2 protein-coding genes are annotated in these 15746 nt (G+C 50.3%); both read left to right on the plus strand.

Annotation, left to right across the window (positions count from 1 at the left end; translation table 11 throughout):
* Positions 1-7: 7 nt before the first annotated feature.
* On the plus strand, positions 8-757 hold the full coding sequence (locus NYE68_RS09405; protein WP_003154094.1) for a polyketide synthase: 750 nt from the start codon (positions 8-10) through the stop codon (positions 755-757).
* Between the two features lie 39 nt (positions 758-796).
* Entirely contained in the window at positions 797-15745 is a 14949-nt protein-coding gene (locus tag NYE68_RS09410; protein WP_324635841.1) for a non-ribosomal peptide synthetase, read from the plus strand.
* Position 15746: the final 1 nt, after the last annotated feature.

Here is a 15746-nt window from a genome sequence, read left to right on the forward strand (position 1 = left end):
GGATATCATGCCGAACGCCGCAGTTGAACTGCTCGAAATTGAACCGGATATTATCCAAGTGACAATGCAGGATAAAGCCCATAAAAACGCCTTCTCCAAAGAACTGACGGATGGATTGATGGAAGCATTCACCCGTATAAAAAAATCGTCAGTCTATAAAGCTGTGATTTTAACAGGATACGGCCATTACTTTGCTTCCGGAGGCACACAGGAAGGCCTGCTCAGGATTCAGCAGGGCATCACGAAGTTTACGGAAGACCGCATGTACTCTTTGGCGCTGGAATGTGATATCCCCGTCATTTCCGCCATGCAGGGACACGGAATCGGAGGCGGGTTTGTCATGGGGCTTTTCAGTGATTTTGTCATTTTAAGCAAAGAAAGCGTGTATACCGCAAACTTTATGAAATACGGTTTCACCCCCGGAATGGGCGCTACCTTTATCGTTCCGGAGAAGCTTGGGGCAAGCCTCGGCCATGAAATGCTGTTAAACGGCGGCCACTACCGCGGCGGTGACCTGGAGAAAAGAGGGGTGCCTTTTCCGGTGCTTCCTCGGCAGGAAGTACTAGACTATGCGCAGGAATTGGCCCGTGAGCTTGCGGAAAAACCGAGAAACTCTTTAATTACATTGAAAAGGCACTTGGTGACGCCGTTTCGCGAGCAGCTTCCGGCCGTCATTGAGAAGGAGTTAATCATGCACGATGAGACGTTTCATGATGATGAAGTGAAAAAACGAATCACGACGATGTACGGAGTATAAGACATACATCTTACATACAGATGAAATGGAGGCAGCTCTATGAAAAGTGATATGAAGGCAAGCGGGTTACTCAAGCCATCTGTCAGCTATGGAAAATCATTGCGGCTTTCAGCGGACCAGCCGATGACGATTCCTGAAGTCCTGCACAAAACCGCCGCGGCAGCGGGAGATCAAAAGGGCATCTCATATATACAGCCTGACGGAACCAAAGTGTACCAGACTTACAGCGGCCTGAAAAAGATCGCTCTTTCGATTGTGAAAGGGCTCCGCCAATCAGGAGTGAAGGCTCAGGATGAAGTCATATTACAGCTCAGTGACAATTCCCAGCTGATTCCTGCTTTTTGGGGCTGTGTTTTTTTAGGAGCGATCCCGGTTCCGCTTGCGGCCGCTCCGGCTTATACAGAAATGAACAGCGGGACGCAAAAACTGAAAGACGCCTGGATGCTTTTGAATCGGCCGTATGTCATCACAAGCCGTGACGTGCTGCCGGAGATGACTGAATGGGCGGAGGAGCAGGAGCTTTCCGGGTTTTGCGCTTTGGCGGCAGAAGATCTCAGTGCGCATGAAATGGATACGGACTGTCATCATCCCCGTCCGGAAGATTTGGCGATGCTGCTTTTGACCTCGGGAAGCACGGGCACGCCGAAAGCCGTGATGCTCAGCCATGAAAACATCGTCTGCATGGTCAAAGGAAATATTCAGATGCAGGGCTATACAAGTGAGGATGTCACGTTTAACTGGATGCCTTTTGACCATGTCGGCGGCATCGGAATGCTTCATCTGCGTGATGTTTATCTCGGATGTGAGGAAATCAACATACCGAGCGAATCCATTTTGATGGACCCTTTAAAATGGCTCGACCTGATTGATCATTACCGCGCTTCGGTCACGTGGGCCCCAAATTTTGCCTTTGGGCTGCTTGCTGATTTTGCAGAAGAGATTCAAACGCGGAAATGGGACTTATCTTCCATGCGTTACATGCTGAACGGCGGGGAGGCCGCGGTTGCGAAAGTCGGACGCAGAATTATGGAGCTTTTAGAGCCGCACGGTCTGCCGGCTAATGCCATCCGTCCCGCATGGGGAATGTCCGAAACGTCTTCGGGCGTTATTTTCTCAGATGAGTTTACACTGGAAAACACGAATGACGACGATCGTTTCGTCGAGATCGGTCTGCCGATCCCGGGATTTAATATGAGAATTACGGATGACCGCAATCAAGTGGTGGAAGAAGGAGAAATCGGCCGCTTCCAAGTGTCGGGTCTGACTGTAACGAGCGGATATTATGAGCGCCCGGACTTAAACGAGAGTGTCTTTACAGAAGACGGCTGGTTTGAAACGGGAGATCTCGGATTTCTGCGTGAAGGCCGCCTGACGATAACGGGGCGCACGAAAGATGCCATCATTATCAACGGTGTGAATTATTACAGCCATGCCATTGAATCAGCCGTTGAGGAATTGCCGGAAATTGAAACGTCATATACAGCGGCATGCGCCGTCCGGCCGAATCAAAGCACGACAGATGAGCTGGCGATTTTCTTTGTGACATCTGTTCCGTTGGATGAGAACCGTATGACGAAGCTTCTTCATCACATTCACCAGCACGTGACACAGAGAATCGGCGTTACCCCTGATTATCTGCTTCCGGTCGCAAAAGAAGACATTCCTAAGACGGCGATCGGGAAAATCCAGCGCACTCAGCTGAAACATTCATTTGAACAAGGGCAATTTGATTCATTACATAATAACAGACAAGAAGGCGGCAATTCAGACACGGCTTCTGCAGAGAAAGAAATTGAACGGGATTTTATCCGTTTTCTGAAAGAGGAACTTTCCATCGCGGATGAGCTCGTTGATCCAAATACACCGTTTCAAAGTCTTGGCGTCAATTCCATCAAGATGATGAAACTCGCCAGATCAATTGAAAAAACGTATCACATCCGGCTGACGGCAAGAGAGCTGCACAAAAACCCGACGATTGGCGCTTTAGCGGCTTATACTGCTGAAAAAGCGGCAAACATGTCAGCGGACCATCATCCCCAAAAAGCCGAACCGCCGGCAGAACGGGAGAGACGGCAAACGGCGCCAGCGCTTTCAGAAGTCCAAAAAGGGCTGTGGACATTGCAGAAAATGTCGCCTGAAACGACTGCATACCATGTCCCGCTCTGTTTCCGATTCACATCCGGAATCGACAAAGAGAAACTGAAACAGGCGTTTCAGCTCGTATTAAAGCAGCATCCGATGCTCAAAAGCGCCGTGAATGAAACAGACGGCGGGTTTTATTTCATAGAAGCGGCAGATCCTTTTGTATTCTCGGAAGAAGATATTTCTGACGTCAATGAATCACAAATATCCGCTCTGATACGGAAAAAAGTGAAAGAGCCGTTTGTCAAAGAAGGCGGGCCTTTGCTGCGCGTGCAGCTGCTTTCAAAATCCGCCGAGGAACATTATCTTTTGACGGTCATTCACCACATCGTGTTTGACGGCATTTCATCCATTACATTTATTCACAATCTGCTGGATCATTATCAGGCGCTGCTGGAGGGAAAAGAAGAGTTTACAGCTGCCGCTCCCGGTATTCATCCCGATTTCGCGGCTTGGGAAAAGCGGTATTTAGCGGGTGAAGAAAGCAAAGCTGCCCGCGCTTACTGGATGAAACAGCTTGAGGGCGATCTGCCTGACCTTCAGCTTCCGCCGATGCGCACGGAAAGCAGTGTTCCGGAGTTTACAGAAGATACGCTGACACGCCGTCTTCCCGAACGGCTGCTGAATAATATAACGGCGTTTGCCGCATCCCGTTCGATTCATTTGTCTACCGTCATGCTGAGCTGCTATATGGTGCTTTTAAGCAAATATACGGATAAGGAAGATATTGTGACAGGCATGCCTGCAATGGTCAGACCCGAAGAACGCTTTGACGGAGTGGTCGGCCATTTCCTCAACATGCTTCCCATACGGAGCAGAGCCGGACGAAAAGAAACATTTGCTGACTTTGTTCAAAAGGTGCAGGATGCCGTTCTGGACGGACTGGATCACTCCTTTTATCCGTTTCCGAAAATGGTGCGTGATGTGCATGCAAAACCCCTGCAGAACGCTTCGCCTGTTTTTAGCAATGCCTTTTTCTATCAGAACTTTCTGCAGCATTCGAGCTATCAATCGATGCTTGATGAATACAAGGAATTCTCCTGTGAGTTTGTAAAAGACATTCATCAGGAGGGGGAATATGATCTTGTATTTGAAATGTGGGAAGAAGCATCAGGCATGGATCTTACGATTAAATACAGCACCGAATTATTCGACGAAGCAGGGGCGGCCAGACTTTTCAGCCAATTTGTACAGGCTGCTGAAGCTTTGACGGCGAATCCGGATACGCCGCTTGAGAACGTTTCTCTCATGACAAAAAGAGAGGAGCACATGATTCTTAATACTTGGAATGAGACAAGCCGTGAATATCCGGATGCCTGCTTCCATGAATTATTCGAACGTCAGGCGGCAGAAACGCCGGACGCTTGTGCGGTTGTGTATGAAGAGCAAAAGCTGACGTACCGTGAGCTTAATGAAAAAAGCACGAAGCTGGCGCTCTATTTGCAGGCGCACGGTGCAGGCCCTGATGATCTCATCGGCATTTATACAAACCGTTCATTGCACATGGCTGTCGGCCTTCTCGGCATTTTAAAAGCAGGGGGAGCGTATGTGCCGCTTGATCCTTCTTATCCCGCTGACAGATTGGAATATATGATCGCCGACAGCAGGATTTCAATGTGCCTGACGACAGCTGATTTAGAGCACTCTTTGAACTGGGGAGGCGTGCAGACAACTGCCATTGACCGCGATTGGTCTCATATTGAAAGTACAGCCGCGGAAAGAACGTCGCTGAAGCGGTTAGTGACACCTGACGATCTGGCGTATGTCATTTACACGTCGGGCAGTACGGGCAAACCGAAAGGCGTGATGATTCCGCACCGGGCGCTGACCAATTTCTTACTCTCGATGGCGAATGAACCGGGGCTTTCGTCCGAAGACAAACTGCTTGCCGTCACGACATATTGCTTTGACATCGCGGCACTGGAGCTTTACCTTCCTTTAATCAAAGGAGCGGAGTGCAACATCTGTAAGACAGAAGTCACAAAAGACGCACGGAAGCTGAAAGAGCTGATTCAAGAGTACAAACCGACGATCATGCAGGCGACCCCGTTTACGTGGAAAATGCTCTTTCATTCCGGATGGTCAAATGAAGAAAATGTGAAAATCCTTTGCGGCGGAGAGGCGCTTAGCGAACAATTGAAGCAGCAGTTTCTCGATACGAAAAGTGAGGCTTGGAATATGTTCGGGCCGACAGAGACGACAATCTGGTCCGCGGTGCAGCGGATAACGGAGAATGAGAGCGCGCTTACGATCGGACGCCCGATCGCCAATACCCGCGTGTATATTATGGATTCCGGTCTCAACCCTGTTTTAGAAGGGGTGCCGGGAGAACTTTGTATTGCGGGAGACGGATTGGCAAGAGGGTATTTCAACAAGCCTGAGCTGACAGATAAAGCTTTCGTCAGCCACCGGCTCGAACCGGGATCAAAGCTTTATAAAACAGGCGATATGGCGCGTTTTCTTCCCGGCGGCCGCATTGAATACATGGGACGGATGGACACCCAAGTCAAAATCCGCGGCTACCGCATTGAACCCGGAGATATTGAGAGCAGGCTGAATGCCCATCCGGCCGTACAGGAAAGTGTAGTGGTTGTGAACAATCACTCCGGAAATGAGAAGCTTTGCGCGTTTTATATCCGGAAAAACGGAGAGCCGCTTCCGTCTGCAAAGGAATTGCGCAATCATTTGAAACAAGCGCTGCCGGCCTATATGATGCCAGCTTCGTTTATCCGTCTTGAAGAGCTGCCGCTTACGCCGAACGGAAAAGTGGACCGCAAGCTTCTTGCTGCCCGCGATCTGACGGAAAAGCAGCCGGACACACAAACATTTTCATCATCTCATATCCAGCAGGCGGTGCTGGCGATTTGGCAGGATGTATTGAAAAGCAAAGATATAGAGCTTGATGACCGCTTTTTTGATGCGGGGGGAGATTCGCTTCTTGCCGTGACTGTCACTGACCGGATGACGCAGGAACTGGATTGTGAATTCAGTGTAACGGAGCTGTTTGAATACGCGACGGTAAAAGACATCAGCCGGTACATCACAGAACAAAAACCGAAAGAAACCGTTTTGGCTCCTGTGCCGCAAAAGAAAGTGAATACAGAAGATCGGGAACACCCGGCGGGAGAATTTCCCGATTATTACGAGGACAGCCTTGCGGTTATCGGTATATCCTGTGAGTTTCCGGGAGCGAAAGATCATTACGAATTTTGGAATAACATCAAAGAAGGCAAAGAAAGCATCACCTTCTTTTCAAAAGAAGAGCTCCGCCGATTCGGTATTTCTGAAGAACTGGCTGATCATCCCGGCTTCGTTCCGGCTAAATCAGTTTTAGAAGGGAAAGAAATGTTTGATCCCGGTTTCTTCGGCTTTTCACCGAAAGATGCGGAGTATATGGACCCTCAGCTGAGAATGCTTTTGCTCCATTCATGGAAAGCAATCGAGGATGCGGGGTATATCTCCAAAGAAATTCCGGAAACAAGCGTGTATATGTCTGCCAGCACAAACTCTTACCGCAGCCTGCTGCCGGAGGAGACGACAGCACAGCTGGAAACGCCGGATGGCTACGTGTCATGGGTGCTTGCCCAAAGCGGTACGATTCCGACGATGATTTCTCATAAACTCGGGTTGAAAGGGCCGAGCTATTTTGTTCATGCCAACTGCTCATCTTCGTTAATCGGCCTGCATTCGGCTTTTCAAAGCCTGCAGTCCGGCGAAGCCAAGTACGCCCTTGTCGGCGGTGCGACCCTTCATACGGAATCAAGCGCCGGGTATGTTCATCAGCCGGGGCTGAATTTTTCGAGCGACGGGCATATTAAAGCGTTTGACGCGGACGCTGACGGAATGATCGGCGGTGAAGGGGCCGGCGCCGTGCTCTTGAAAAAAGCGTCTGATGCGGTTAAGGACGGCGACCATATTTATGCGCTGCTGCGCGGAATCGGCGTCAATAACGACGGAGCGGATAAGGTCGGATTTTATGCGCCGAGCGTCAAAGGACAAGCTGAGGTCATTCAGAAGGTCATTGATCAGACGGGCATACATCCCGAAACGATCGCGTACGTCGAAGCTCACGGCACAGGAACAAAACTCGGCGATCCGATCGAACTGTCCGCACTTCAATCGGTGTACGGTCGATATACAGATAAAAAACAATACTGCGGCATCGGTTCAGTCAAAACAAATCTCGGGCATTTGGATACAGCGGCCGGAATGGCGGGCTGCATCAAGGTTGTCATGAGCTTATATCATCAGGAAATCGCGCCGAGCATCAATTACAAAGAGCCGAATCCGAATCTTCATTTAGAAGACTCTCCGTTTTACGTAGCGGGAGAAAAGAAAGAGTTAACCCGTGAGAACAGAGCGCACCGCATGGCTTTAAGCTCTTTCGGTCTTGGCGGAACAAACACACACGCGATTTTTGAACAATATCCGGATGCATCCGAAGCAGCAGACGCTGCCGGTCCGTTCATCATTCCGTTGTCTGCCAGAAAAAAAGATCGTCTGAAGGAGTACGCAAAACAGCTGCTGGCTTTTCTGGAAAGAAAAACGGACGCCGGCCTCGCTGATCTTGCCTACACGTTCCAAGTCGGAAGGGAAGCGATGGAAGAGCGCGCGGCCTTTATCACAAGCGGCATTGCGGAGCTGAAGCGGCAGCTTGCCGATTTTATCAATGATAATCCGGCTGTAACAGGCTGCTTCAGAGGAGAAAAACAGCAGGCGAAAGATATTGCCTGGCTTTCTGATGATGATGACAGCGCTGAACTCATTGAGAAATGGCTTGCGAAAGGAAAAGGACCGAAGCTCTGTGAAATGTGGAGTAAAGGCGTCGCCATTAATTGGCACAAGCTTTACAAAGACAAGCATCCGAAACGAATCAGCGTGCCGGTCTACCCGTTTGCAAAGGAGCCGTACTGGCCGAAAAAAGCAGAAAAGAACACATCTGCCGCACACACCGGAGTCTCAGTTTTACACCCGCTCGTGCAGCAAAATACGTCAGATTTAACCCTTCAGAAGTTCAGCTCACGGTTTACAGGCTCAGAATTTTTCCTGAAGGATCATGTGGTCAGGGAAAAAGCGGTGCTGCCGGGAGCGGCATATTTGGAAATGTCTTATGAAGCGGTAAAACGGGCGCTTGGCGGCTTATTAAAGGATCGAGACAGAATAACGCTCCATCATACGGTCTGGATGAAACCGATCGTCGTTCACGAACAAGAGCGCCAAGTCCATATTGCGCTGTTCCCTGAAGAGGACGGCATCATCTCATATGATATTTACAGCGTCAACGCTGACGGCGAAGAAGTGCTGCACAGCCAAGGACGGGCCGAAATCATTAAGGCTGAACGAGAGCCTGAGGCCGACCTTTCTGCCATACAAAACAGATGCAAAGCGGATATTCTTGATCCGGCGGCCTTTTATCGGGAAGGCAGGAGCAGGGGGATGTTCCACGGAAAAGCCTTCCAAGGCATTAAGTCCGCCTTTATCGGCGAGAAAGAAGTGCTTTCGGACATACAGCTTCCGGATTCTGTTTCTCACACGAACGGAAAATTTACGCTTCATCCGAGCATCATTGATTCAGCTATTCAGACGGCGACGATCTGCATTATGCAGGAGTTTTCCGGACAAAAACTGATTCTGCCGTTTGCGCTGGAATATCTTGAAGTCATCAAAGCATGCACACCGGCTATGCGGGCGCATGCACGCTTCAGTGAAGGATATCAAACCGGTGATTCCGTGCAGAAAGCCGACATTGACCTGTTCGACGAAACAGGAGCGCTTTGCGTGAAGGTGAGAGGATTCTCTACGAGAGTGCTTGAAGGCGATGCAGAATCGGCTCAGCGGCTATCAGGCTCGGAAAAGGTCTTGTTTGCACCGGTCTGGAAAGAAGCCGCCGCATCCGAGAAAGCTTCTGTCCATGCTGATGAGCATTTGATCATACTTTGTGAAGATGCCTGCCGTATAAAAGATGAAGCGGCATCCGGCCTGAAAGACGCCGAACTGCTGATTGCAGAAGGTGAGGGTGAAACAGCCGCTGAACGCTTCCAAAGCTATGCGCAGACAGTCGCCGAGCACATCCGGCGGATCATCAGCGAAAAAAGGCAGGGCCGCATTCTGATTCAGACCGTTATTTCAGCAGACGGCAGCCAGCAATTGTTTGCGGGGTTAACAGGTTTGTTAAAAACAGCCGAGCTGGAATACGGAAAACTTGACTATCAGCTCATCGAAATGGAATCAATCGGCGAAATGCCGGCTGTCGCTCAAAAACTGAAAAACGACAGTCATCGGCCGCAGGATAAACATATCCGTTATAAAGGAGAAAAACGGTATGTGAAGGCTTGGGAAGAAATGCATCCCGCAGGGGGCGGCATCGTCTGGAAGGACGAAGGCGTATATCTGATTACCGGAGGCGCAGGAAGCCTGGGCTTGATGTTCGCAAAAGAAATCGCAGGTCGCGTAAAACACCCGAAAATCATTCTGACGGGCCGCTCAAATCTGGCAGAAGCCAAACAGCGTGAGCTTGCTATGCTTCAGCACTCAGGCGCAAATGTCGTCTACAAAAAACTGAATGCGGCGGACCGGCGGGAAAATGAAGCGCTGATCAAAGAGATTACGGCGGAATTCGGAAAGCTTAACGGAATTATTCACGCTGCGGGAGTGATACAAGACCGCTTCCTGCTGCAAAAAACGAAGGAAGAGTTCAGAGAAGTGCTTGACCCGAAAGTGATCGGAACCGCTTATTTAGATGAAGCCAGCAAAGACTGCAATCTTGACTTTTTCGTATTGTTCTCCAGTGTTTCCGGCGTTCTCGGCAACGTCGGGCAGGCTGATTATGCCGCCGGCAACGCGTTTATGGATGCATACGCCGCTTACAGGCAATCCCTTACGGAGAATGGCCTGCGGCACGGAAAAACGGTCGCCTTTAACTGGACGCTGTGGAAAGATGGCGGTATGCAGGCGGGAGACGAGACAGAGAGAATGATGAAAAAAGCTTTCGGCATGGTTCCGCTTCAAAAGGCGTCAGGCCTGGCTGCATTTTATGAAGGAATGGCTCAGGAAAAGCCGCAGCTTTTAGCAGCTGAAGGACACGCAGCAAAATTAAAACAGTCGTTCCTGTCCGTTTCTGAAACTGAAAAGCCGCAGGTGGAGAAAATAGAGCCTGTATCCGCCGTTTCGGGAGACAAATGGCACGGTGCGCTTATCAGATTGGTCAGTTCAATTTTAAAAGTCGGCCAAGACGAGATTGATATAGATACGGAACTGAGTGAATACGGTTTTGATTCCGTATCGTTTACCGTCTTTACGAATCAATTAAATGAAGCGTATCAGCTGGAGCTGGCGCCGACGATCTTCTTCGAACACGGGACGATCCGCAGTTTAGCAGAGTATTTGACGGATGAGGCAGAAGCCGGCCTTCCTTCTCAGCCGGAAGAAAAACACGATGCAGAAGAATCTCTTCAAACGCTTCACACCGCTTTGAAAGCCATGGTAAGCGGCATTTTAAAAGTTGACCGTGAGGACATTGAGACAGATACGGAATTGAGTGAATACGGTTTTGATTCCGTATCGTTTACCGTCTTTACGAATCAATTAAATGAAGCGTATCAGCTGGAGCTGGCGCCGACGATTTTCTTTGAGTACGGAACGATCAGCGGTCTCGCCGGATATTTGGCAAAAGAGCATCCGGGCCGTTTCGGCGAAAAGAAGAAAGAGTCTCGGAAAAAAGAGCAGCCAAAAGCCCAAAAACCGAAAATGCAGCGGAAAAAGCGCTTCGCAACGGTAATGAACGCTGCGGCAGCGGCACAAGAGCCGCGCCGCTTTGACCCGGTTGCCATTGTCGGAATCAGCGGCCGATTCCCGGGTGCAAAGGATATAGAGGAATTTTGGCGCAATTTGAAAGAAGGAAAGGATTCGATCACAACCATTCCGAAAGAACGCTGGGATTGGCAAGCGTTTGATGGCGACCCGAATCTTGAAAGGAACAAAACGAATATCAAGTGGGGCGGCTTTATCGACGGAATAGCTGAATTTGATCCGCTGTTCTTTGGGATTTCACCGCGGGAAGCCCAATATTTAGATCCGCAGCAGCGGCTGTTATTGACTTATGCATGGCGGGCGATAGAAGATGCGGGCTGTAAGCCGGAAAGCCTTTCCGGTACAAATACGGGCGTCTTTATCGGCACCGGAAATACCGGTTATAAAGATTTGTTCACAAGGGCAGGTCTTGCGCCGGAAGGACATGCGGCGACAGGCAGCATGATTCCTTCCATAGGTCCGAACCGTTTGAGCTATTTGTTAAATCTTCACGGGCCGAGCGAGCCGATTGAAACAGCATGCTCAAGCTCGCTTGTGGCGATTCACCGGGCGGTATCCGCTATAGAAAACGGAGAATGCGACATGGCGATTGCCGGGGGAATCAACACGATTCTGACGGAAGAAGCGCATATCAGCTACAGCAAAGCAGGCATGCTCAGCAAAGACGGAAAATGCAAAACCTTCTCCAAAGATGCCAACGGGTATGTCAGAGGAGAAGGCGCGGGAATTCTGATGCTGAAGAAACTGACAGATGCAGAACGTGACGGCAATCCGATTTACGGTGTGATCCGCGGTACGGCTGAAAACCACGGCGGCCGGGCGAATACGCTAACCTCGCCGAATCCGAACCTGCAGGCTGATTTATTAGTGAAAGCATACCGGAAAGCGGGAGTGGACCCGAGCACCGTTACGTATATTGAAGCGCACGGTACAGGAACGGAATTGGGCGATCCGATTGAAATAAATGGTCTGAAAGCGGCGTTTCACGAGCTGGCGAAAACAAATCAAGAGCCCGAAGTCTCCGGTCACCGCTGCGGCATCGGTTCGGTCAAAAGCAATATCGGCCATTTAGAGCTTGCCGCGGGAGTATCAGGCGTCATGAAAGTGCTTTTGCAAATGAAGCACAAAACGCTGGTGAAAAGCCTGCATTGCGAAACGATCAATCCGTACATTCAGCTTGATGACAGTCCTTTCTACATCGTGCGGGAAAATCAGGAATGGACGGCAGCAAAAGATAGAAACGGAAATGCCATTCCGCGCCGGGCCGGGGTCAGCTCATTTGGCATCGGCGGGGTCAACGCCCATATCGTCATTGAAGAGTATGTCCCGAAAGCAGCCGCTCAGCCTGAGCACAGCCCGGAAAATCCGGCAATCATCCTTTTGTCCGCCAAATCAAAAGAAAAACTGTTTGAACAGGCGCAGCAGCTGCAAAAAGCGATCCGTCAAACGCCGTATACAGACCAAGACTTGGCGGGCGTCGCTTATACGCTGCAAACCGGAAGGGACGAAATGGAAGAGCGCTTGGCCATTCTTGCAGCGACGATGGCAGAATTGGAAACAAAGCTGGAAGCATTTACGAAAAATGAGAAAAACATCGCCGGGCTGTATACCTGCCAGTCTCACCGCAATAAAGATACGTTTGCCTTGTTCACGGCCGATGAAGATATGGACATCGTCATTGACGCCTGGATTAAAAAAGGCAAATTCGCCAAGCTGGCAGAGGTATGGGTGAAAGGCGGCGTATTGAATTGGAACCGGCTGTATGAAAAGGGTACGCCGCGTTTACTCAGTCTTCCGTCTTATCCGTTCGCAAAAGACACGTATTGGGTGCCTGAGAATCCTGACAAAAAGAAGGTCCATGCAGAGGAACGGATGAAACGTATTCTGACGAAACAATGGGAACTGAGCCCGATCGAACTGGGTGAACCGTGCCCACGTTCCGTTGCGATTTTGACAGGCGGGGGCACGATCAATCTCGCTGAAGAGATCGCAGCGCACATGCCGAATCACCGTATCATCACCGCATCAGACCTTACCGGTGAATATGACTGGCAGGCGTTTGACGGAGTCATCGACCTCCTCGGCGCAGCGAAAGAAGATTCTCAAGACATGGCCGGAATCAAATGGCTTCAGCAATTGATTGAGCATGGGCATAAAGAAGGGATGACACTGCTTTGTGTCACGAAAGACCTTGAGTCACTAGATAAAGAAGCCAATCAAACAACAGGAGCAAAACGGGCCGGTCTGTACAGAATGCTGGCATGCGAGTACGGTCATCTGTCTTCAAGGCATCTCGACCTTGAAGGAGCGCTTTCGGATGACAAACTGGCGAAGCAGATTGCCGATGAGTTTCATGCCCGCACTGATGACGCGGAAGTTTGCCGGAGGGACGGCTTGCGCTACCGCGCTGTATTAAGCGGCTCAGAAAATATGAATATGCAAGGCGAGAGAATTGATTTTCCGGACAACCATGTGCTTCTGATCACCGGAGGGACGAGGGGGATCGGTCTTTTATGCGCACGCCATTTTGCCGAACATTACGGAGTGAAAAAACTGGTGCTTACAGGCCGCGAGACCCTTCCGCCGCGAAGTGAGTGGACGGGCGGACTGAATGGGGTGACGGCTTCTGTAAAAGCGAAAATTGAAGCTGTTCTCGACTTGGAATCCAAAGGGGTACAAGTGAAGGTTTTGTCAGTCCCGTTAGCTGATGTAGCTGTGCTGAGACAGGAACTGAGTCAGATAAAACAGACGCTCGGACCTATCGGCGGCGTGATTCACTGCGCGGGTGTGACCGATAAAGAGACGCTCGCATTCATCAGAAAAACCGATGAAGACATACAGCGCGTGCTCGAGCCGAAAGTAGACGGGCTTCAGGCGTTATACAGTGTGCTCAGCGAAGAGCCGCTGAAGTTTTTCGTCTTGTTCTCTTCCGTGTCAGCTGCGATACCGGCGCTTTCGGCAGGACAGGCCGACTATGCCATGGCCAATGCGTATATGGACTATTTTGCAAACTCATACAAAGAGCAGCTGCCGATCGTAAGCATTCAGTGGCCGAACTGGAAAGAAACCGGAATGGGCGAAGTAACGAACAAAGCTTATAAAGAGAGCGGGCTATACAGCATCACGAATGCAGAAGGATTACAGCTCCTTGACGGCATACTTCTTGAATCAGCAAGGGGCCCGGTGCTGCCGGCCGTTCTGAATCCTAAGCTGTGGAAGCCGGAGCGATTCCTGCGGCGGAGCAGGCAGGATCAGCCAATGAGTCCGGCTATGGTAAAACCGGCGGAAAAAACCGCTTATACTGCCGCAGACAACGCTCAATTAACAAGGAAAACAGAAGAATGGCTGAAAGAATTATTTTCTGAAGAGCTGCGGATTGACCAGGATCAGCTTGAGACAGACGTATTATTCCAAGATTACGGAGTGGATTCCATTATTCTTGCTCAGCTTCTGCAGCGGATCAATCGGAATCTCTCGGCATCGCTTGACCCGTCCATTCTGTATGAATATCCGACGATTCAATCTTTCGCAAATTGGCTTCTCGAAGGATATACAGAAGTTTTGTCAGAACGGTTTGATTTGGCGGCGGAGCCTGTTAACAAGAAGCCGGCTGAGCCGTTGATTGAAACACAAGCCGTTAAGGTGCAAGAAGAGCCGGCCGGAAAACAGATTCACCGGGAAGATATCGCGGTCGTCGGCATGTCCTGCCGGTTTCCGGGAGCGGCTTCTTTAGAGGCGTACTGGTCGCTTTTGGCTGAAGGCCGTTCGGCTATCCGTCCTGTTCCGGCTGAACGATGGGGGTTGAAGACGCCTTATTACGCGGGAATGCTTGATGGAATTCATCAATTTGATCCGGACTTCTTTTTACTGGCTGAAGAAGATGTAAAGGCAATGGACCCTCAAGCTTTGGCCGCTCTGGAAGAATGCCTTAACCTGTGGCATCACGCGGGCTATACGCCGGATGAGATAAAGGGAGAAGCAATAGGTGTGTATCTCGGCGGACGCAGCCGTCACAGACCGGGTGAAGATAAACTGCTGGACGCGAAAAACCCGATCGTCGCGCTGGGCCAGAATTATTTGGCCGCCAATCTCTCTCAATACTTTGATATGCGCGGCCCGAGCGTTGTCCTCGATACGGCTTGTTCTTCTGCTTTAGTCGGAATGAATATGGCCGTGCAGGCTCTTGTAACAGGAGAAATAAAAGCGGCCGTCGTCGGCGGCGTGAGCCTGTTTGAATCAGAAGAAACCCATAAATTATTTGAACAGCGCGGCATATTAAGTAAAGCGCAGTCGTTCCATGTATTTGACGAACGCGCCGATGGAGTCGTGCTGGGCGAGGGTGTCGGAATGGTTCTATTAAAAACCGTGTCTCAGGCCATTGAAGACGGAGATTCTATCTATGCCGTAGTGAAGGCGGCATCCGTCAATAATGACGGAAGAACGGCAGGCCCGGCTACGCCGAGTCTGGAAGCGCAAAAATCCGTCATGAAGACGGCTCTTGAAAAAAGCGGAAAACAGCCGGAAGACATTACTCATATTGAAGCGAACGGTTCAGGCACGGTCGTGACGGATCTGTTAGAACTGAAGGCCATTCAATCCGTCTACCGTTCAAAAGACGCCGGCCCGCTCGGAATCGGATCTGTGAAACCGAACATCGGGCACCCGCTTTGCGCCGAAGGAATTGCAAGTTTCATAAAAGTTGTTCTCATGCTGAAAGAAAAGAGCTTTATCCCGTTTTTATCAGGCGAGCATGAAAATACACATTTTGATAGAGAAAAGGCCAATATTCAGTTCAGCCGCACTCTGGCAGACTGGCCGTCACCAATGCCGGCGGCAGGAATTAACTGCTTTGCCGACGGCGGAACAAACGCTCACGTCATTGTGGAAGCGTGGCAGGAAGACGAAGGGCGCCGAATCAAGCGCCATCCTTTAACACCGCCTGCATTAAATAAGCGGCTGATTTCGCCGGACAGCAAAGAAGAAACGAACGAAAAAGCTGCGGCAAACATCTGGGATACCTATGAAGTGGAGGTTTAAC

This window comes from Bacillus sp. FSL R5-0447, from assembly GCF_038606125.1.
GTDB lineage: Bacteria > Bacillota > Bacilli > Bacillales > Bacillaceae > Bacillus > Bacillus velezensis.